Origin of the sequence: Aquamicrobium defluvii, assembly GCF_004363725.1 — a bacterium.
Classification (GTDB): domain Bacteria; phylum Pseudomonadota; class Alphaproteobacteria; order Rhizobiales; family Rhizobiaceae; genus Mesorhizobium; species Mesorhizobium defluvii.
Genome location: NZ_SNZF01000011.1, coordinates 49,170 through 69,236 on the forward strand (window position 1 = coordinate 49,170; position 20,067 = coordinate 69,236).

The 20,067-nt window shown below is 61.9% G+C and carries 17 protein-coding genes, 1 tRNA gene and 1 pseudogene; 13 read left to right on the forward strand and 6 right to left on the reverse strand.

What is annotated here, in order from left to right; translation table 11 throughout:
• Window positions 1-58 precede the first annotated feature (58 nt).
• Window positions 59-1,042, reverse strand: coding sequence for an N-acetyl-D-Glu racemase DgcA (gene dgcA / locus DES43_RS10040; RefSeq protein ID WP_035025887.1), 984 nt, complete (start codon window positions 1,040-1,042; stop codon window positions 59-61).
• Window positions 1,043-1,120: 78 nt separating this feature from the next.
• Here dgcA and DES43_RS10045 point away from each other — a divergent pair, with 78 nt between their 5' ends.
• The 4 genes from DES43_RS10045 to DES43_RS10060 all read left to right on the forward strand — a co-directional run bounded on the left by DES43_RS10045 (window position 1,121) and on the right by DES43_RS10060 (window position 5,198).
• Window positions 1,121-2,308, forward strand: coding sequence for an ABC transporter permease (locus tag DES43_RS10045; protein WP_035025944.1), 1,188 nt, complete (start codon window positions 1,121-1,123; stop codon window positions 2,306-2,308).
• Between the two features lies 1 nt (window position 2,309).
• The gene (locus DES43_RS10050; protein WP_035025888.1) at window positions 2,310-3,128 is read left to right on the forward strand and encodes an ABC transporter ATP-binding protein; all 819 of its coding nucleotides are present in this window, start codon (window positions 2,310-2,312) and stop codon (window positions 3,126-3,128) included.
• A 14-nt stretch (window positions 3,129-3,142) separates the two neighbouring features.
• On the forward strand, window positions 3,143-4,516 hold the full coding sequence (locus DES43_RS10055; protein WP_035025890.1) for an MlaD family protein: 1,374 nt from the start codon (window positions 3,143-3,145) through the stop codon (window positions 4,514-4,516).
• Between the two features lie 94 nt (window positions 4,517-4,610).
• Entirely contained in the window at window positions 4,611-5,198 is a 588-nt protein-coding gene (locus DES43_RS10060) for an ABC-type transport auxiliary lipoprotein family protein (protein WP_035025946.1), read from the forward strand.
• A gap of 182 nt (window positions 5,199-5,380) precedes the next feature.
• Here DES43_RS10060 and DES43_RS10065 read toward each other — a convergent pair whose 3' ends face one another.
• Together DES43_RS10065 and DES43_RS10070 are read right to left on the reverse strand one after the other, a co-directional pair.
• On the reverse strand, window positions 5,381-6,880 hold the full coding sequence (locus tag DES43_RS10065) for a DEAD/DEAH box helicase (protein ID WP_035025892.1): 1,500 nt from the start codon (window positions 6,878-6,880) through the stop codon (window positions 5,381-5,383).
• A gap of 187 nt (window positions 6,881-7,067) precedes the next feature.
• The gene (locus DES43_RS10070) at window positions 7,068-7,847 is read right to left on the reverse strand and encodes an NAD kinase (protein WP_035025948.1); all 780 of its coding nucleotides are present in this window, start codon (window positions 7,845-7,847) and stop codon (window positions 7,068-7,070) included.
• A gap of 495 nt (window positions 7,848-8,342) precedes the next feature.
• Here DES43_RS10070 and DES43_RS10075 point away from each other — a divergent pair, with 495 nt between their 5' ends.
• A complete protein-coding gene (locus DES43_RS10075; RefSeq protein WP_035025893.1) occupies window positions 8,343-8,771 on the forward strand; it encodes a hypothetical protein in 429 nt (142 codons plus the stop codon).
• 27 nt (window positions 8,772-8,798) lie between these two features.
• Here DES43_RS10075 and DES43_RS10080 read toward each other — a convergent pair whose 3' ends face one another.
• Complete coding sequence (locus tag DES43_RS10080) at window positions 8,799-9,998, reverse strand: GGDEF domain-containing protein (RefSeq protein ID WP_051520511.1); 1,200 nt, start codon at window positions 9,996-9,998, stop codon at window positions 8,799-8,801.
• Window positions 9,999-10,199: 201 nt separating this feature from the next.
• On the opposite strand from DES43_RS10080, the gene DES43_RS10085 reads away from it, so the two are divergent.
• The 4 genes and pseudogenes from DES43_RS10085 to DES43_RS10100 all read left to right on the forward strand — a co-directional run.
• Entirely contained in the window at window positions 10,200-10,586 is a 387-nt protein-coding gene (locus DES43_RS10085; protein WP_051520512.1) for a YkvA family protein, read from the forward strand.
• Between the two features lie 14 nt (window positions 10,587-10,600).
• Window positions 10,601-12,244, forward strand: coding sequence for an ABC1 kinase family protein (locus tag DES43_RS10090; RefSeq protein WP_245264684.1), 1,644 nt, complete (start codon window positions 10,601-10,603; stop codon window positions 12,242-12,244).
• A 97-nt stretch (window positions 12,245-12,341) separates the two neighbouring features.
• Entirely contained in the window at window positions 12,342-13,571 is a 1,230-nt protein-coding gene (locus DES43_RS10095) for a putative DNA modification/repair radical SAM protein (protein ID WP_035025895.1), read from the forward strand.
• Window positions 13,572-13,648: 77 nt separating this feature from the next.
• Window positions 13,649-14,944: pseudogene (locus DES43_RS10100) on the forward strand (UdgX family uracil-DNA binding protein); the annotation flags it as partial.
• 91 nt (window positions 14,945-15,035) lie between these two features.
• Here the strand turns inward: DES43_RS10100 and DES43_RS10105 are convergent.
• Window positions 15,036-15,111, reverse strand: a tRNA-Thr gene (locus tag DES43_RS10105).
• A 127-nt stretch (window positions 15,112-15,238) separates the two neighbouring features.
• Here DES43_RS10105 and DES43_RS22365 point away from each other — a divergent pair.
• Entirely contained in the window at window positions 15,239-15,409 is a 171-nt protein-coding gene (locus DES43_RS22365; RefSeq protein ID WP_166647726.1) for a hypothetical protein, read from the forward strand.
• Window positions 15,410-15,436: 27 nt separating this feature from the next.
• On the opposite strand, the gene bhcR is transcribed toward DES43_RS22365, so the two are convergent.
• Window positions 15,437-16,249, reverse strand: a complete 813-nt coding sequence (gene bhcR / locus DES43_RS10110; protein ID WP_035025899.1) for an HTH-type transcriptional regulator BhcR — start codon at window positions 16,247-16,249, stop codon at window positions 15,437-15,439.
• A gap of 202 nt (window positions 16,250-16,451) precedes the next feature.
• Here bhcR and gcl point away from each other — a divergent pair, with 202 nt between their 5' ends.
• The 3 genes from gcl to DES43_RS10125 are packed head-to-tail and all read left to right on the forward strand — an operon-like array spanning window position 16,452 to window position 19,960.
• Complete coding sequence (gene gcl / locus DES43_RS10115) at window positions 16,452-18,233, forward strand: glyoxylate carboligase (RefSeq protein ID WP_133675070.1); 1,782 nt, start codon at window positions 16,452-16,454, stop codon at window positions 18,231-18,233.
• Window positions 18,234-18,257: 24 nt separating this feature from the next.
• Window positions 18,258-19,055, forward strand: a complete 798-nt coding sequence (gene hyi, locus DES43_RS10120; protein ID WP_035025900.1) for a hydroxypyruvate isomerase — start codon at window positions 18,258-18,260, stop codon at window positions 19,053-19,055.
• Window positions 19,056-19,075: 20 nt separating this feature from the next.
• The gene (locus DES43_RS10125; protein ID WP_035025902.1) at window positions 19,076-19,960 is read left to right on the forward strand and encodes a 2-hydroxy-3-oxopropionate reductase; all 885 of its coding nucleotides are present in this window, start codon (window positions 19,076-19,078) and stop codon (window positions 19,958-19,960) included.
• The last annotated feature ends 107 nt before the right edge of the window (window positions 19,961-20,067 follow it).

Below are 20,067 nucleotides of genomic sequence, written 5' to 3' on the forward strand. Positions count from 1 at the left end.
CCATGGCAATTGCGAGGCAGAGGCGAATCCGGGTGCGGTAAAGTGGGATCGGAAGCGGTTATCCCCACAGTTGCGGTGTCGGCGGGAAGACGGTGGAGCCTCGATACTCGAGACCCGGCTGGCGATCCCGCGCCAGCAGGAGCGGCCCGTCGAGATCGACGAAATCGGCGCCCTGAGCCAGCAGGACCGCGGGCGCCATGGCCAATGAGGTTCCGACCATGCAGCCAACCATGATCTTCAGGCCGAGCTCGCGGGCGCGGTCACGCAGCAGCAGCGCTGCCGTCAGACCTCCGGCCTTGTCGAGCTTGATGTTGACAGCGTCATAAAGGCCGGCAAGCGCATCCAGATCGGCAGCCTCGTGCACGCTTTCGTCGGCGCAGACCGGAACCGGGTGGGCGATTCGGCGCAGGATCGCATCCTGTCCGGCTGGCAGGGGCTGCTCCACCAGAGCCACGCCGAGTCCGGCAGCCGCTGCGAGGTTCCGCTCCACGTCGGCATCTGTCCAACCTTCATTGGCGTCGATGACGAGCCGGCTGTGCGGGGCGGCGTCGCGTACTGCGCGAATGCGTGCGATATCGTCGCCACCGCCACCGATCTTGACCTTGAGAAGCGGTCGGCCGGCATTGAGCCGCGCCTGCCGGGCCATGGCTTCAGGTTCGCCAAGCGAAAGGGTGTATGCGGTTTCCAGCGGTTCGGCCCGGGGAGCGATGATGCTTGCCACCGTTCGTCCCGAAGCCTTGGCTTCCAGATCCCACAGCGCGCAATCCACGGCGTTGCGCGCTGCGCCGGCGGGCATGGCGTCGAGCAGGGACGGGCGCTCGAGGCCCGCGGCGATTTGCGCGGCGATTCCTTCGATGGCGGTCCGGACACCCTCTATCGATTCGCCGTAGCGCGTGTAGGGAACGCATTCTCCGCGTCCGGTGTTTCCGCCATCCCGGATCGTGCAGATCACCACTTCCGCTTCGGTCTTTGAGCCCCGCGAAATGGTGAAGCTTCCCGCTATCGGGAATTTTCCGACCTCGACTGAAATGACACGCGCCATATGTTTCTTTCTCCCGGGCAGCCGCAGGAGGCCGCCTGCAAATCGACAGTCCGGCATTGCCGGGTTAAACAGGGTGCCATGTTGACCATCGGCAAACGCGACGCAAGCGCAGCGAAGGCAGGAGACGACACGCACCGCCCGCGTGTCGAACTCGGCGAGCACGATGGCGCGCTGCTCTGCACGCTTTCGGGAACCTGGACAACGCGCACCGTGGCCGATGTCGACAGCGAGATGCGCAAGGCGGAGCGCCGCTCTTCAGGGCAGGCTCTTGTCGTCGATCTCTCGGGCATCGAAAAACTCGATACGGCTGGCGCCTGGCTGATCGACCGGCTGGTTTCAGCCCATGAAAGGCAGGGAAGCCAGGTTCGCGTGGCCGGCCAGAGCGATGCAGCGGCAATATTGCTGGAAGCCGTAGGCGAGATTTCCAGAGGCAGGACGGACGCCGCTCCGGAATCGCCGGTCAACATCATGATCCGGTTTCTGGAGACCGTCGGCCGTGGTGTCTATTCCATGCGCGACGACTTTATCGCAGGCATGAACATTCTGGGCGCGACCATCCGGGGCGCGCAGATGAAGCTTGGCCGTGGCCATGCCGTGAACCCGGCAGCGATCTTCAACCAGATCGACCGCATGGGTGTGGGCGCCATTCCGGTCGTGTTCCTGATGTCGTCGATCGTGGGCGCCATCGTCGCTCAGCAGGGGGCCTATCAGCTCAGCTACTTCGGCGCCGATATTTTCGTGGTCGATCTGGTCGGCGTGCTGGTGCTGCGCGAGCTTGGCGTGCTGTTGACGGCCATCATGATCGCCGGCCGCTCCGGCAGCGCCATCACGGCCGAGATCGGCTCGATGAAAATGCGCGAGGAGATCGACGCGCTGAAGGTGATCGGCCTCAACCCTATCGGGGTTCTGGTGTTCCCGCGTCTGGTGGCGCTGGTGGTAGCGCTGCCCTGTCTTACAATCCTGGCGAATTTCGCTGCGCTTGGCGGTGGCATACTGGCCGCCTGGCTATATTCGGACATTCCGCCCGCTGCCTTCATCGACAGGCTGCGCGTTGCCATCGACGTCAGCACCATCTCGGCGGGTCTCATCAAGGCCCCGTTCATGGCCATCATCATCGGCACGATTGCCTCGGTCGAGGGCATGAAGGTGGGGGGCAGCGCGGAATCGCTTGGCCGGCAGGTCACGACCTCGGTGGTGAAGGCGATCTTCATCGTCATCGTGCTGGACGGCCTTTTCGCCATATTCTACGCGGCAATCGATTTCTGAGATGGTGGCGGTGATCGCAAATCCGGCGCAGCGGCCTCAAACGGAAGGGCAGGGCCAAATCGTTCTGTCGGCGCAGGACATCACGGTGGCCTTCGGCCCCAAGACCGTGCTGGAAAACCTGTCGCTTGAGGTGCGTCGCGGCGAAATCCTTGGCTTCGTCGGTGCGTCCGGCTCCGGCAAATCGGTGTTGCTGAGGACGGTTCTGGGTCTCACGCCCAAGCGTTCAGGCACAATCCGCCTGTTCGGGGTCGATGTCGATAAAACCAGCGACGCCGAGCAAATGCGGATCGATATGCGCCTTGGCGTGTTGTTCCAGCACGGCGCGCTGTTTTCGGCGCTGACCGTTCTGGAAAATGTGCAGGTGCCGATGCGCGAATATCTGGATCTGCCGCGAAAGCTCATGGACGAACTGGCCATGCTGAAGATCGAACTGGTGGGACTGCCCGCGGATGCGGCTTACAAGTTTCCGTCCGAGCTTTCCGGCGGCATGATCAAGCGTGCGGCCTTGGCGCGGGCGCTGGCGCTCGATCCCGACATCGTTTTCCTCGACGAGCCGACCTCGGGGCTGGACCCCATCGGCGCGGCGGAGTTCGATGAACTTGTCATCAAGCTGCGCGATACGATGGGCCTTACCGTCTATATGGTGACGCACGATCTCGATTCGCTTTTCACCGCCTGCGACCGGATCGCGGTTCTGGGCAGGAAGCGCGTCATCGTCGAAGGTACGATCGAAGATATGCTCAGGAGCGAAGAACCGTGGGTAAAGTCCTATTTCCGCGGAAAACGCGCCCGTCAGCTTGATCTCAAAGGCCGTGCATAGCGATAAGTGGTGTAATGGAAACAAGAGCCAATTACGTCATCGTCGGCATCTTCACTCTGGTGGCGATTCTTGCCGCGTTCGGTTTCGTCTACTGGACGGCGGCAATCGGCGAGCGTGGCGAGACCGTCATGGTGCGCGTGCGCATTCCCGGCTCCGCCTCGGGGCTGGGCCGCGGCAGCTTCGTGCTGTTCAATGGCGTGAAGGTGGGTGACGTGCGGCGCGTCTATATCGACGTGGAAAATCCGAGTGTCGCCATTGCGGATGCCGAGATCGACCGTCTGACGCCCATCACCCGTTCGACGCAGGCCGACATCGGTCTGGCGGGGCTGACGGGACAGGCGAATATCGAGCTCAAAGGCGCCAACCGCAACGAGCCGAAGCTTCTGGATGAGGCCGAGGCCGAGGACAGGATTGCCGAGATCACCGCAAATCCCTCCGCCGTGACCAATCTGCTGCAAACCGCGCAGGACATCTTCTCGCGTGCCGACAAGATGCTCTCTGATCTGGAAGGCTTCACGACAGATGTGCGCGGACCTTTGACGCAGACCGTGCAGAACGCCCAGAAATTCTCCGACGCTTTGGCCAACAATGCCGACTCCATCGACAAATTCCTGAGCAGTGTCAGTGCCTTGTCGGAGGAGCTTCAGGGTGTTTCAGGCAAGCTCGACGGTACTATCAAGGCCGCCGAGGGTCTGCTCAATTCCATCGATCAGGACCGCGTCAAGCAGATCGTCACCAATATCGACGACTTCACGAAGAACCTGAACCGGTCCGGCGAGAAATTCGACGATGTCATGGAAGGCGTCGACAAGGCCGTCGCTTCGATAAACGAGTTTGCGCAACGCACGCAGACCACGCTGGCCAAGGTAGACGGCGTACTGGATGGCGTCGATCCGAAGGATGTTCGCGAAGCGTTGGCGAACATCCGCACCGCCAGCGAAAACGCCAACAAGGCGGCGGCGGATGTCGCGCAGGTTACGGAGAAATTCAGCAACCGGGCGGACGATATCGACCAGACGATCTCTGACGCACAGCAATTGGCCGAGCGGCTCAACAACGCCTCGGTACGGGTCGATGGCATTCTGGCCAAGGTGGACAATCTGCTGGGCTCGGATCAGGCCGATGGCGTCATGGCCGATGCGCGCGAGACGCTGAAGTCGTTCAGGCAGGTTGCCGACACGCTCAATGCGCGACTTGGCACGATCACCGCCAATCTGGAGCGTTTCTCCGGCAAGGGCCTGCAAAATGTCGAGGCGCTGGTGAATGACAGCCGCCGTTCCATCAACCGGATCGAGCAGGCGGTCTCCGACCTCCAGCGCAACCCGCAGCGCATCCTGTCCGGCGGTGACGGTGAGGTCAGGCAATATGACGGAAGGGTGCGCCGTTGATGTCGTTTCATTTCCGGTTTGAAGAGCCGTCCGCAATCATCCGGACTCTGTCGGGAACTGAGCCTCTGAAGGCGGGGTGTGCATCGTGGGTTCCATGAAGTTTCGTTTCATCGTCATGCTGCTGGCCGGCACGGTCGCGGGCTGCGCGGCCTTGCCGGGCGGCGGTCCCGCGCCGCTGGATACCTTTGAGCTTTCCGCTGCGAGCGTCGACGCTGCCAGCCGCAGCCGCCGCCAGATACTGATCGCCGAGCCTTCGGCGCTGAAGGCATTCGACGGCCAGAATATCGTTATCAAGCCGTCGGATGGATCGATCCAGTATCTCAAGGGCGCGCAATGGGCGGACCGTCTGCCTTTGATGGTCCAGGCGCGGCTGGCCGAGACGTTCCAGCGTTCGGGCCGTTTCGCAGGGGTCGGCAAGCCGGGCGAGGGGCTTGCGATCGATTATCAGGTGATTGCCGAAATCCGTTCCTTCGAGGTGCGTGTGTCGGGAGGCGAGCGGGCGGTGGCGGAACTGTTCGTACGCCTCCTCAACGACCGCACCGGCGAGGTGAGGGCAGGGCAGAGCTTTACCGCCTCGGCACCCGTCTCGGGCACCGGAAATCAGGCCTATGTCGCGGCGCTCGACCGCGCGTTCCGCGATGCGGCGGCACAGATCGTTGGCTGGACCGCAGGCATCATCTGAAGCGTGTTCGCCTGAAGCGCGTCGCCCTAAAGTGGGAACCGGTTTCGGGATCATGACACGGCAGAGGCAAGGAGTCCGCAAGGCGCCGCCAATCTGAAAGGCGTGACCCCCTTCAGATGGATGTCGTCAGAAAACAAAAAGGGCGGATCCTGCGATCCGCCTTCCTCCGGGAAATTTTCCTGTCAGACCTTGGCTTCGATCAGCATGAAGGCCGGAATATCCTCGCCGAATCCAACCGGCGTATCGCCGTCGTCATCGTCGTAGCGGCGGCGGTGGTCGCGCGCAGGTCTCGAATCCTCGTTGGCCCAGTTGCGGGGTTTGCGGTCGGTGTTCGCTGCCTGAGGCACGTTTTTCTGGGCCGGCTGATCCTGTGCATCTGCCCTGGCGCTGTCGGAAGCGGCTTCGTGATGGCGTCCGCCACGCGGCTTCCTCTCACGGCTTTCGCTCTTGCGCCCATCGCGGCGGGAGGAACCTTTGCCCCGGCGAGGCGCTTCGTCCTCCGCACTTTCCTCGACGGTTGAGAGATCGCCGTCAAGCCACTCGACACACTGGCCGATCAGCTTTTCGATGGCATCGATATATTTGGCATCGTTGCGCGTGGCTATGGTGAAAGCCTTGCCGAGGCGGCCCGCGCGGCCTGTGCGGCCGATACGGTGGACGTAGTCCTCCGAGTGAATCGGCACATCGTAGTTGAAGACGTGGCTGACATCGGGAATATCGAGACCGCGTGCGGCGACATCCGATGCGACCAGCAGCTTCAGCTTGCCGTCACGGAAATTGGAAAGCATGGTCATGCGGGCCCGCTGGTCCATATCGCCATGCAGAGCGCCGGCATTGAACTCATGGCGCGCCAGCGACCGGAACAATTCCGAGACATCCACCTTGCGATTGCAGAAGATGATCGCGTTCTTGAGCGTCTCTTCTTCCTGCTTGATCAGCTTGCGCAGGATGTCGCGCTTCTCCCAGGGCTTCGAGCCCGATTTTACCAGCCGCTGCGTAACGGTCGTGGCGGTGCTCGCCGCCCTGGCGACCTCGACACGCACAGGAGCCTGGAGGAACTTCTCCGTCAGCTTGGTGATCTCCGGCGGCATGGTGGCCGAGAAGAACAGCGTCTGCCGGGTGAAGGGGATCATCTCGCAGATACGCTCGATGTCGGGGATGAAGCCCATGTCGAGCATGCGGTCCGCCTCGTCGATGACGAGAATGTCGACACCGTTGAGCAGCAGCTTGCCGCGTTCGCGGTGATCCAGCAGGCGACCGGGCGTTGCGATCAGCACGTCGGCCCCGCGCTCGAGCTTCTTGTCCTGCTCGTCGAAGGAAACGCCACCGATCAGCAAGGCAATGTTGAGCTTGTGGTTCTTGCCGTACTTGACGAAATTCTCCTCCACCTGCGCCGCGAGTTCGCGCGTCGGTTCGAGAATGAGCGTGCGGGGCATGCGGGCGCGGGCCCGGCCTGTTTCAAGGCGGGTCAGCATCGGCAGCACGAAAGAGGCGGTCTTTCCCGTACCGGTTTGCGCGATGCCGAGAACATCCTTGCCCTGAAGGGCATGGGGAATTGCACCGGCCTGAATGGGGGTCGGCTGCGTGTAGCCGGCATCGGCTACTGCGGAAAGAACCTTCGGCGACAGGCCGAGGTCTGCAAATGTCAACGCTGCTTGAGCGGTCTGGGTGTCTGAGGACAAGTTCGCTTGCTGTCTTTGGCTGGTTCGGGGTGCGCGGCGGTCTGCGTCGCGGCGTGCCATCCGGACACGCTATAATGTGCACCGCGATATGCCCAAGCCTGCCTCTTGTCAACAGAAACAGGCCGCAATGGCAGCATTTCACGATGCTAAGCTTAATCGAACCGATTTTATAGCGGCGGAATCGCCATCAATACCTGAATTGTTCCTTCAGAATGCGTTCATTCCAGGAATGACTCGGGTCGAACAACAGTGTGGCCGTGACCTTTTTCGACTGTCGCACCGTGACCGACTGGACGCCTTTGACTTCGGTATGGTCGGCAGCGGCGTTCACCGGGCGCTTGGCCGCCTCGAGAATCTCGAAGCGCACCTCGGAGCGATTGGGAAGGAGCGCGCCACGCCAGGCGCGCGGCCGGAAAGGGCTCACCGGCGTCAGCGCCAGAAGCGGCGCGTCGAGCGGGAGGATCGGCCCGTGCGCCGACAGGTTGTACGCTGTGGAACCGGCCGGCGTCGCCACCATCACGCCGTCGCAGCTTAGCTCTTCCATCCGCAGCTTCCCGTCCACGGAAATGCGAATCTTGGCGGTCTGATAGGACTGGCGCCAGAGGGCGACTTCGTTGATCGCTAGCGCGGTCACCATCTCCCCGTCCATGGTGGTGGCGCGCATTTCGAGTGGGCGGATGGTCTCGGCAACGGCTGCGCCGATCCGTTCGGGCAGGGCGTCGACGGCATATTCGTTCATCAGGAAGCCGATGGTGCCGCGGTTCATGCCGTACACCTTCTTGCCCGTTCCCATGGTGTCGCGCAGCGTTTGCAGGAGGAAGCCGTCGCCCCCCAGCGCTACGACAACATCGGCGTCTTCCATGGAGACATGGCCATACTCGGCTGACAATTCCGCCAGAGCGGCACGGGCGTCCCCGGCGTCGGACGACACGAACGCTAGCTGCCTCGGCTTCTTCGTCCCTGGCATGTTTGTCATTGTTCTGGCGATTGTTCCCGATCCCGATGGCACTGAGGACCTAACACGGCTCGGGAAAACTGGCAAAGGCGTCCATGAGGGAGAGGCAAGGGCGCCGATCGGATTGCGTTTGCCGGGATTGGCATTAAGCTGCCGTAAAGGCATGCAGTTGATGCTGTCTGGAACACGGAGGGCGGGGGCCTGGCCGACAGGGACCGCCATTGCCCTTTACCCGTATGTTCATCGTCGCTCTGATCATGGCTGCCTTTGCAGTCGGATTCTCGAATCTGGCGAAACGCACCGGGTCCGGTGACGTCCGTCCCGAATCCTCGTCGCTCACCTGTGGCGAAGCCACCGGCGTTGCCTGTCCCGCCAGGCGTTCCATGTAGTCATGCCTCTGTCACGGAAACGGGACAGGTTTTCCCATTATCCGGTCCGGCTGGACACAGTTTGCTTGGCCAGACCGTTTCGGGGCGTCATAATGCTGTTTTCGGTGAAGGAGATGGAATGAGGGCACGCACCGCCACGATCGGCGATCTTGAAACGGTATTTCGCGACCTTTCCGGTCGCATGTCGGCAGATTATGTCGCGGCAGGTCTTACCTTGCAGGGCGCGCAGGACAGCCTGATGATGGATTTGAAGGAAGGCCGCGCCCATGCCCTGCTTGACGGGGAGGCGGTTGTCGCCATCATCACCTGGCATGAAACCGATCATTCCGCGGAAACGGCGTTCGCGGCGCGCGAAGGTTTTTTCAGCGCTTCCACGGTCCGGTTCTGCAAGAAGCATATAAGGCGCATACAGGCGCTTACCGGGAACCTGCCCATCCTGTCGCGCAGTTGGCTGGATGGTCCCGAGGTCGCCCGCTGGTTCCGCATCATCGGCTACGAGCAAAAGCAGGGCAATGGTGTGAAAGTGTTCGAGCTTCCGCCTGCCTGAACAGGACGGGCGCTTTGGCCTTGCCGCTCACTCGGCTGCGGCAGGCAGGCTGGTTTCGACGCGGTTGCGGCCGCCTTGCTTCGCGGCATAAAGCGCGCGGTCCGCACGCCTCAGGAGGTCCGAGAAATCTCTGTCCAGCGGGCCTCGCGTGGCGACGCCGACAGAGACCGTCACCTGTATCATGTCGCCGTCAGCACTGAAGGGCGTGTTCTCCACGGCCTTTCGCAAGCTTTCCGTTTTTCCACCGTGATCGGCGTCGAAAAGCATGACGAATTCCTCGCCCCCTGATCGCGCCACCATCGTTCCGAGGTCCGCTTCGGCGTTGAGAATGCCGGCGACGTGCCGGAGCGCCCTGTCTCCCACCTCGTGCCCATAGGTGTCATTGATCTTCTTGAAGCTGTCTATGTCGAAGATGGCCACGGAAAGCGGCGCATTCGACCGCCCGGCCGCATTGAACAGCATTTCGGCGCGCCGGGTCAGCGTGCGCCGGTTCGGGAGGTCCGTCAGATAATCGGTCGAAGCCGCATGTTCCCACTGCATGCGGATGCGGTCGGAGCATATGAGGATGAAGGAAGTCGTCCCCAGAACCGGCAGCACGGCCATGAAGATCGGTGTCACAAGGTTCAGCAACGACGCGCTGCTGGTCACGCTGAAATCGGTCGGCAATGGATTGGTGACGAAAACCGCGCCGCGCAGGGCGGTGAAGACAGCCATGATCATGAAGATGTACAGCAGAACCTTGCGGCTGGCCGAGTCGTCCTGCGCGCGCGCACGAAACAGGTCCCTTGCGCTGGCCAGCATCAGCCAGCACCAGGCGATTGTGATGATGACGATCCTGGCCTTGAAATTCTCTTCGATGATCGAGAACCAGAAAACCGAGCAGGCTCCCGCTACGATCGGGATGTAGTGAATGGCAGATGATCGGTAATCGTAGAATTTCGCCAGAGCCCTTTCATAAAACAGCAATCCGATCAGGAAAGCCGAGTTGACCATGACAAGCAGGAGAGGATGAGGCTGAGCTGAAGCGATCGCGAACATGGCGGAGCCGAAAGCGATGATAAACGTGCCTGCCTGCCAGACATTGGCGGCGGGCCGCAGTTCCTTCGGCAGATCCCGCATGATGACTGCCAGAACGAGCCCGTTGGAGAGCATCATGGTGGCGACAATGGCGAAAACGTATCCTGAAACCATGATGGCGCGAATGATCCCGGCTGCGGGGTGAAGCATATCATCCCAAAGATGACCAATCCGACAACGCGAAAGCTTGTATGCACCCACAGATCATTCGTAGCGGATTGTGAAAGTCGATAGTGTTGCATTTCGAAGCCACCATCGATTTTACGCGGTGACGCCCTACATCGCATATTTCTTGAGGCGGGAATTGTTTTTCCAGAACACGAATTTGTTTCGAAAACAGGAATTGCGACGATGTTCGATCTGCTGAAACGGCGCTTCATGCTGTTCCGCCGCGAGGCGGTTATGCTTCTGTATGCGTTTCGCGACCGGCGGACACCGTTTTATCTGAAGGCGGCGAGCCTGTTTGCAGGGCTCTATCTGCTGAGCCCCATCGATCTCATCCCGTTTCCAGTGCCCTTGCTCGGAGTGGTTGACGACCTTGTGATCGTGCCGCTTCTGGTCGGCTTCATTGCAAAACGGCTGCCGCAGGATGTGCGCGATACCGCCGGGAGCAAGGCCGACAACTGGCTCGAGCGCTGGTTCCGCAGGCCGCTGATCGCAGTCGTGGTGATACTGGCGCTGCTGGTGGCCATCTGGCTGCTGCTTCTCTACCTCATCTATCGATATCTGGCGGGATGAAGGATCGCAATTTCATGAGCCTGCTCGAAACCGGTCTGGTCGCCATACGCGACCACAAGCGTCTTGCTGAAATCCTCGCTGTCGTCACACGTTTCGGCATAGACGACGTTCTGGGCAGGATAGGGCTTTCCGGCCTCGCATCTTCCTCGCGTCGCGACGGCGGGAAGGCGGCGCAGGCCGATGCGCCGGAACGGCTGCGGCTGGCGCTCGAAGAACTGGGGCCGACCTTCGTCAAGCTCGGCCAGATCCTGTCGACGCGTGGCGATCTGCTCTCGCCCGAATGGACGGCGGAGCTTGAAAAGCTGCAAAGCCATGTCGCGCCACAGCCATGGGACGCGATCCGCGCCCAGGTGGAAGAGGATATCGGCGGCTCGGTCGAGGCGATCTTTGCGTCGTTCGACACGCAGGCGCTTGCGGCCGGTTCCATCGCACAGGTGCATCGCGCCATGCTGAAGGACGGCACCGATGTCGTGGTGAAGGTGAGGCGCGAGGGGCTGCGTCCGCTTGTCGATGCCGATCTGCGGCTGCTTTCGCATGCGGCGGCACTTGCTGAAGTCCAATGGCCCGATCTGGCTCGCTACCGGCCCCGCGAAATTCTGAACCATCTTGGCGCGGCCATGGCGGAGGAACTCGATCTCGCCGCCGAAGCGCGCAATTGCGAGACGGTCGCGGCCAATCTGGCCGATATGGATTTCATCGTCATTCCCCGCATATTCCGGCAATGGACAGGCGAGCGGCTTCTGGTTCAGGAATTCATCGACGGCACCGCGCCAAATGACGGGCCTGCCATGGCTGCTGGGCGCCATGATGGGCCCCTGCTTGCGCGCCGCGGCACGGAAGCGTTCCTCCACATGGCGCTCATCGACGGCATTTTCCACGCCGACCCGCACCCGGGCAATCTTCGCGCGCTATCCGGCGACAGGGTTGCGTTCATCGACTTCGGCATGGTGGGGAGGCTTGGCGGTCGACGGCGCGAGCAGTTGCTGTCTCTGGTGGGGGCTATCGTGGATGGCAGCGGCGACAGGGTGGCCAATCTGCTCATCGAATGGTCCGGCGGTGTCGGAGCAGACCTGTCGCGCCTCGAAGCCGCCTGCGACGCATTCGTCGCCCGCCATGGGGCTGCGCCCCTTAGGCTTGGCGACGCCATAGGCGACTTCGTGACGATGGCGCGCGAACACGATCTTGCACTTCCTCCGGACCTTGCCTTGCTGTTCAAGGCACTGATCACCGCCGACGGCGTCATGCGCGGCCTCGATCCGCAATTCGACGCCATAGCCGTGGCTGCGCCCATGGTGCAGAGCGAGATGCTGCGCCGCTACGCGCCCGGCGCGGTTTTCGGCCGGGGCAGGGCGCTGGCCTTCGATCTTGCCGGCCTGGCCTCGGACCTTCCCGCCCTGATCCGTCTGCTGGCGCTGCGGGTTCGGCAGGGGCGCATTTCGGCAAGCGTCGAGTTGCAGGGGCTGGAACGCATCGGAGGCGACATACGCTGGGCGGCGACGCGTATCGCCGTCGCCATCGTCACGGCCGCCTTCGCCCTCGGGCTTGCGCCGCGCCTGTTCGAATATGGCCCGCTGGTATTTGGCGTGCCGCTGCCTTTGTGGATTGGGCTCGGCGTGATTGCTGCCGGTCTCGTCTGGCTGATCATGCCGCGCCGCTAGAACATTTTGCAGTCGGACGGAATCATCTGACCGCGAATAAAGCCGCTTTCCCTTGCGTGGTCTTGAAAACGCAATCTGGAACATATAGTGAACATCTATGAAAAAGACGCTGCACGAGCGGCTCGCCATTCTCGCCGACGCCGCAAAATACGATGCTTCCTGCGCATCGAGCGGAACTGAAAAGCGCGATTCCACCAGAGGTGGGATCGGTTCGACGCAAGGTTCCGGCATCTGCCATGCCTATGCGCCGGACGGGCGCTGCATTTCCCTGCTGAAGATCCTGCTCACCAATTTTTGCATCTACGATTGCGCCTATTGCATCAACCGGTCGTCCAGCAATGTCGAGCGGGCGCGGTTCACGCCGGAGGAGGTGATATGGCTGACGCTGGAATTCTACCGGCGCAACTACATAGAGGGCCTGTTTCTGTCCTCGGGCATTATCCGCAGTGCCGATTACACGATGGAACAACTTGTGCGCGTGGCGCGCGAATTGCGGCTGAGCCACGGGTTCAGGGGTTATATCCATCTCAAGACGATCCCCGAGGCTTCCGTTGGATTGCTCGATGAGGCCGGGCTCTATGCCGACCGGCTTTCGATCAACATCGAGCTGCCGACCGATAACGGCATCGCCGAACTCGCGCCGGAAAAGGAACCGGGGCAGATCCGCCGCGCAATGGGCGACCTGCGCCTGCGCATCGAGGATGCAAGCGAGCCGACAAAGGTTACGAAGCGGCGCAAGCGGTTTGCCCCGGCCGGGCAATCGACGCAGATGATCGTCGGGGCCGATGGCGCGAACGATGCGACGATCCTCGGCACATCCTCGCGGCTCTACAGCAGCTATGGCCTCAAGCGGGTCTACTATTCGGCCTTCAGCCCGATTCCGGATGCTTCTTCCCGCCTGCCTCCCGCCAGGCCGCCGCTGATGCGCGAGCACCGGCTGTATCAGGCCGATTGGCTTTATCGTTTCTATGGCTTCGGCATCGACGAGATAACCTCCGTGCGGCCGGACGGCATGCTCGATCTCGACCTCGATCCCAAGCTGGCCTGGGCGCTGGCACACCGCGAGGACTTTCCGGTCGACGTCAACCGGGCCTCTCGCGAGATGCTGCTTCGGGTGCCGGGGCTGGGCACGAAATCGGTGTCCGCCATCATTACCGCCCGCCGCCAGCGCAGTCTCGGGCTGGACGATCTGGCAAGGCTGAACATTTCGGTCCGCAAGGTACGTGCCTTCCTGTGCGCTCGCGGGTGGACGCCGCTGCGCCTTATCGACCGGTCCGATCTGCGCGATCTCTTCGCGCCGCAGCCCGAACAGATGGTGCTGCTGTGAGTGCGCAGGTATGTCTGCATCACGCCGCGAACCTTGGCGAGTGGCGCGATGCGGCGCGTTCGCTGCTTCTGGCCGGCGTGCCGCCGGAGGAGGTCGAGTGGTCGCTGGGCGATACGGATCTTTTTGGCAGAGCGCCGACCGAAGTACCGCCGCCCGGGGAGGGTGCCACGCCACCTTCCGTGCCCCGCCGTTTTCTCGACCTGGCCGACGCCGTGGTCTGCCACAGCGATCCCGGCCGCTTCTCCCTGCTTTACAGAACCTTGTGGCGGTTGCAGGGCGATCCCCATCTGATCGGTTTTCTGCCTGATCCTGACATGCAGCGCCTGCATCGCATGGAAAAATCCGTGCGCCGCGACTGCCACAAGATGACGGCTTTCGTGCGTTTCCGCGAAGTTGCCGGCCAGCCGGGAGACCGGCGCCGTTTCGTCGCCTGGTTCGAACCCGATCATCATGTCGTTGCCCGCACGGCCCCCTTCTTTGCAAAACGCTTCGCCGACATGAACTGGATGATCCTCACGCCAAAGGGCAGCGCGGGTCTGGAGGGCGGTCAGCTTGCGTTGTCGGAAAAACCTGCGGAGCGCCCGGACCTGTCGGATGAAACAGAGGGGCTATGGCGCACCTACTATGCCTCCATCTTCAACCCGGCACGGCTCAAGGTGAAGGCGATGCAGGCGGAGATGCCTAAAAAATACTGGAAGAATCTTCCCGAGGCCTCCCTGATTCCCGCACTCGTCGCCGGTGCCGGGCAACGCGCTGCGGACATGGTTCACCGGCAAAGGGAGCTTGCCGCGCCTGCCTTCCATGATCGTCTTGCTGCCCGCCGGTCCGATCCCCGGGAGCCTGCGCAGACAGAGGCGGCGGGGGTGATTGCGACAGATCTCGATGAACTGCGCGAACACGCTGCCGCCTGCACGCGATGCCCATTGCACTGCAACGCCACCCGCACGGTGTTCGGAGAGGGGCCGCCCCGCGCCGATCTCATGGTTGTCGGGGAGCAGCCCGGCGACATCGAGGACCTGACCGGCCGACCCTTCACCGGCCCGGCCGGTCAGCTTCTCGACAGGACCTTGTCTGAACTTGGGATCGAAAGGAAAAAGCTCTGGCTCACCAATGCAGTGAAACATTTCAAGTTCGTTGCCCGAGGCAGGAAGCGCATCCATCAGAGCCCGAATCGTGGCGATATCGATCATTGCCGCTGGTGGCTGAAACGCGAGATCGAACTGGTCAGGCCAAAGCTCATTCTGGCACTGGGAGCCACCGCGGTCGAATCTCTGACCGGAAAGCGCGCTTCCGTCACTGCATTGCGCGGTCAACTGGTCGACACGCTGTTTGGGGTAAGGGCGCTGGTGACATGGCACCCGGCCTATCTGCTGCGTCTGCCCGACCCGACGCGCGCAGCAGCGGCAGCCGAGCTTTTCCGGCACGATATCGGCAAGGCTTCCGAAATGGTCTCGACAGGAGAGATGGTGCCCCCGGCAGGGATCGAACCCGCGACCTTCGGTTTACAAAACCGCTGCTCTACCAGCTGAGCTACAAGGGCAACGCGCTCCGGTTAGCATATTTGTTGCGGCAGTAAAGACAAAACCGAACCGATGCGCTCTTTGACAGGCTGAAACTGCCTTGTTCAGTTCCTAAATGAACGGAAGGAGCCACTCCGGAGGGAGAAGATGATCCGTTTCGTCATCATAGCCTTGATCGTGCTTGCCGCCTGGGTGCTGGCGCTCAACACAATCAGGCTGTTCAGGGGCAGCAAGATCGACTGGACCGGCATTGCCTTTATGGTCGGTTTCGTCGTGCTTGCCTTCTATCTTCGCCATGCAACCGGGATGGGCGGATGACCGCGACTCATCAGAACGCCTGCGGCTCTAGCGCCTGCCGCCGATCATGGCGGTGATTTCCGCGGCGGCATCGCGCACCGCCGGCCCGACCTGGGCAAGTCGCTCGGGAGTCACCCGAACCGTCGGTCCTGAAACGGAGACGCCGCCGACCGGCTCGCCATATTCGTTGAAGATGGCGGCAGCCACGCATCGCATGCCGATGTTGCGCTCCTCGTCATCCACCGCCCAGCCGCGGACTCGCGCGTCGTCGAGGTTTTTCAGCAATTCGGGCAGGGTGGCCAGCGTACGCTCCGTATAGGCTTCCAGACCCGACCTCGCGATGATCGTCGCTACGCGCTCGGGGTCGAGGTGGGACAACACCGCCTTGCCAATCCCCGATGCATGGAACGCGGTGCGGGTGCCGGGGCGGAAGAAGGCGCGAATCGCCTGATGGGTCTCGACCTGGCTGACGAACACCACGCAATCGTCTTCGGCCAGGCCGAGATTGGCGGTCTCGCCGGTCTTTTCCATAAGCTCCTGCATGACGATTCGGGCACGGTCGACCAGCTTGCGTCCACGCAGGAAGGCCGAACCCATTCGATAGGTCTCGACGCCGATCGACCAGAGCTGTTCCGTGCGGTCGAACTCGACCATGCCATGGCCTTCGAGGGTGGTAAGCATGCGATAGGCGGTGGCGGTGGCAATGCCGGACCGGTCGGCGATCTCGCTCAGCGAAAGCCCGCCACCTTCGGCGACGATGGCAAGGATGCGCAGCCCCCGATCCAGCGCCTGTACCGGCCCGGCTTCGGAAGCGTTGAAAGCACGGGGTCGCCCGCGCTGACGTTTTTCGTTCTTTTCCATCGGTCGATGCCACCTTTTATTCTGGCATAGTGAAAAAGTTTTTCACATGATTGCCAAGAGGTCCGATCTGAAAAATGAATATGTATTCAAAATCATGCTTCTAACGGTAATTCTATAAAATGAAAAACTTTTTTGAAAAAATTGAAAAATAGAGCGCGCGGTGCCATGCTCGCAGCATAGGATCGTGCTGGAGGATACCGCCATGGCCAGAATGCGTGCTGTCGATGCTGCCGTTCTCGTTCTGGAGAAAGAGGGAATTTCCTGCGCCTTCGGCGTGCCGGGGGCGGCTATCAATCCGCTTTACTCGGCGCTGAAAGCCCGTGACTCCATCCGCCATATCCTTGCGCGGCATGTCGAGGGCGCTTCGCACATGGCCGAAGGCTATACCCGCGCCGCCAACGGTAACATCGGCCTGTGCCTCGGCACGTCGGGGCCGGCCGGAACCGACATGATCACCGGGCTTTATTCCGCGTCCGCCGATTCGATTCCCATCCTGTGCATCACGGGGCAGGCACCGCGTGCCCGGCTGACGAAGGAGGATTTTCAGGCGGTTGATATTGCTGCCATTGCGGCGCCCGTCACCAAATGGGCAGTCACGGTCATGGAACCCTATCTGGTGCCGATGGCCTTGCAGAAGGCGTTTCATCTCATGCGCTCGTCCCGTCCGGGGCCGGTGCTGATCGACCTGCCGATCGATGTCCAGCTTGCCGAGATCGAGTTCGACATCGACGCCTACGAGCCGTTGCCGGTGTTCCGGCCCGCCATGACGCGTGGCCAGGCCGAAAAGGCTCTCGCCATGCTCAACGAAGCCGGGAAGCCGCTGATTGTGGCGGGGGGCGGCATCATCAATGCCGACGCATCCGATCTGCTCATCGAGTTTGCCGAGATCACGGGCGTCCCGGTCATCCCGACACTGATGGGATGGGGCTCCATTCCGGACGATCACCGCCTGATGGCCGGCATGTGCGGGCTTCAGACCTCGCATCGCTATGGCAATGCCACCATGCTGGAAGCCGATTTCGTCTTCGGAATCGGCAACCGCTGGGCGAACCGCCACACCGGCTCCATCGACGTTTACACCAGGGGCAGGAAGTTCATCCATATCGATATCGAACCGACGCAGATCGGCCGTGTCTTCGCGCCGGATCTTGGCATCGTTTCAGATGCGGGCGCTGCGCTCAAGGTCCTGCTCGATGTGGCGACCGAATGGAAAACCTCGGGCAGGCTGCGCGACTGGTCGGGCTGGGCGAAGGAATGCCGGCAGCGCAAGAAGACCATGAAGCGCAAGACGCATTTCGAGCAGGTGCCTCTGAAACCACAGCGCATCTACGAGGAAATGAACCGGGCGTTTGGACGGGACACCACCTACGTCACCACCATCGGGCTCAGCCAGATCGCGGGTGCGCAGTTCCTGCATGTCTACAGGCCGCGCAACTGGATCAATTGCGGGCAGGCCGGCCCCCTCGGCTGGACGCTTCCTGCCGCGCTCGGTGTTCGGGCGGCGCGGCCGCAAGCCAATATCGTAGCGCTTTCAGGGGATTACGACTTCCAGTTCATGATCGAGGAACTGGCCGTCGGTGCCCAGCACAAGCTGCCATACATCCATGTCGTGGTGAACAACGCCTATCTGGGCCTCATCCGGCAGGCGCAGCGCGGCTTTGCGATGGACTATGAGGTCAGCCTCGCCTTCGAGAACATCAACACGGTCGGCCATGCAGAGGTCGGCTACGGGGTCGACCATGTCGCTGTGGCGGAGGCCATGGGCTGCAAGGCTCTGCGTGTGCGTCGTCCCGAGGAATTCCAGCAGGCTTTCGCCGAAGCGCGGCGGCTGATGGAAGAGCATCAGGTTCCCGTCGTTCTGGAGTTCATACTCGAACGCGTCACCAACATCTCCATGGGCACGGAGATCGACAGCATCACCGAGTTCGAGGAGCTGGCAGAGCGCAACGAGGATGCGCCAACCGCCATCGCGATGCTCGATTGAATCCATTTGTGAGGAAATTCTGCCATGCCACGGTTTTCAGCCAATCTTTCCATGCTTTTCGGTGAGCATGAGTTCCTTGACCGCTTCGATGCGGCGGCGCGCGCTGGCTTCAGCGGGGTGGAGTATCTCAGCCCTTACGACCACGCGCCGGGCGAGGTTTCCGCACGCCTGAAGCAGAACGGGCTGACGCAGGTGCTGTTCAATCTGCCTTCGGGCGACTGGGCCGCAGGAGAGCGCGGCATCGCCATTCTGCCGGACCGGATCGGGGAGTTTCGCGCAGGCGTCGACAGGGCAATAGCCTATGCAAATGCGCTGGGTTGCGATCAGGTGAATTGCCTTGCCGGCATCGCCCCCGGCGGAGTTGCGCGCGAGGAACTTGAGAAGGTGTTCGTGGAGAACCTGAAATATGCGGCGGGAAAGCTTGGGGAGGAAGGCATCCGTCTGCTGATCGAACCGATCAACAACCGCGACATTCCCGGGTTCTTTCTGACCGGCACCGGGCAGGCGCTCGATGTGATCGAAAAGGTCGCTTCGCCGAACCTCTGGCTTCAGTACGACATTTATCACATGCAGATCATGGAAGGCGATCTCGCCCGCACGATCGAGGCCAATCTTGGCCGCATCGCGCACATCCAGTTGGCGGACAATCCGGGCCGTCACGAACCGGGTACGGGAGAAATAAACTACCCCTTCCTGTACGATTTCATCGACCGCCTTGGTTATACCGGCTGGATCGGTGCCGAATACAAGCCGAAGGACGGCACCGAAGCCGGTCTCGGCTGGCTGCGTGAATTGACAGCCGGCGACAGCGCGGCGGCCTGAGGGATCGAAAGGAGAGGATCATGGAAACAATCGGCTTCATCGGGCTGGGCATCATGGGCGCGCCGATGGCAGGGCATCTTCTGGATGCCGGCTACACGGTCGTCACCACCGATCACCGTTCCCCGCCGCCTGCGGACCTCTTGGCCAAGGGCCTGAAGACCGTTAGCGGCAACAGGGCGGTGGCGCAGGCGGCGGATATCGTCATCACCATGGTGCCGGACACCCCGCAGGTGGATGAGGTGCTGTTCGGCGACGACGGCGCCGCTTCCGGTCTCTCGAACGGCAAGCTGGTCATCGACATGTCGTCGATTTCACCCATCGCGACGAAGGCGTTCGCAAAAAAGATCAACGAGCTTGGCTGCGATTATCTCGACGCGCCGGTTTCGGGCGGCGAGGTCGGTGCGAAGGCCGCCTCGCTCACCATCATGGTTGGCGGTGAGGAAAAGCCCTTCGAGCGGGCGCGTTCCATTTTTGAGAAGCTGGGAAAGAACGTCACGCTTGTCGGCCCGAACAGCGTCGGCCAGACCACCAAGGTCGCCAACCAGATCGTCGTCGCGCTGACCATCGAGGCCGTTGCCGAAGCGCTTGTATTCGCCTCGAAGGCCGGCGCCGATCCGGCGAGGGTGCGGCAGGCGCTGATGGGCGGGCTGGCTTCGTCGCGCATTCTGGAGGTTCATGGCGAGCGCATGATCAAGCGTACCTTCGATCCCGGCTTCCGCATCGAACTGCACCAGAAAGACCTCAATCTGGCGCTGGATGGTGCTCGCGCCCTTGGCGTCGCGCTGCCCAACACCTCGACCGCGCAGCAGCTTTTCAATTCATGCGCGGCCAATGGCGGAGCGAAGGAAGACCATTCGGCAATGGTGCGCGCTCTGGAACGCATGGCCGGGCATGAGGTGGCCTGAGCCACCGGGAAAGAAGCCGGCAATCAGCCGCAGCAGGTGGCGGGTGGCGAACGGGGCGTTGGGAATGTTCCCGCCAGCGCCCCGTTCGTCCTGCCGCGAGAGCAATT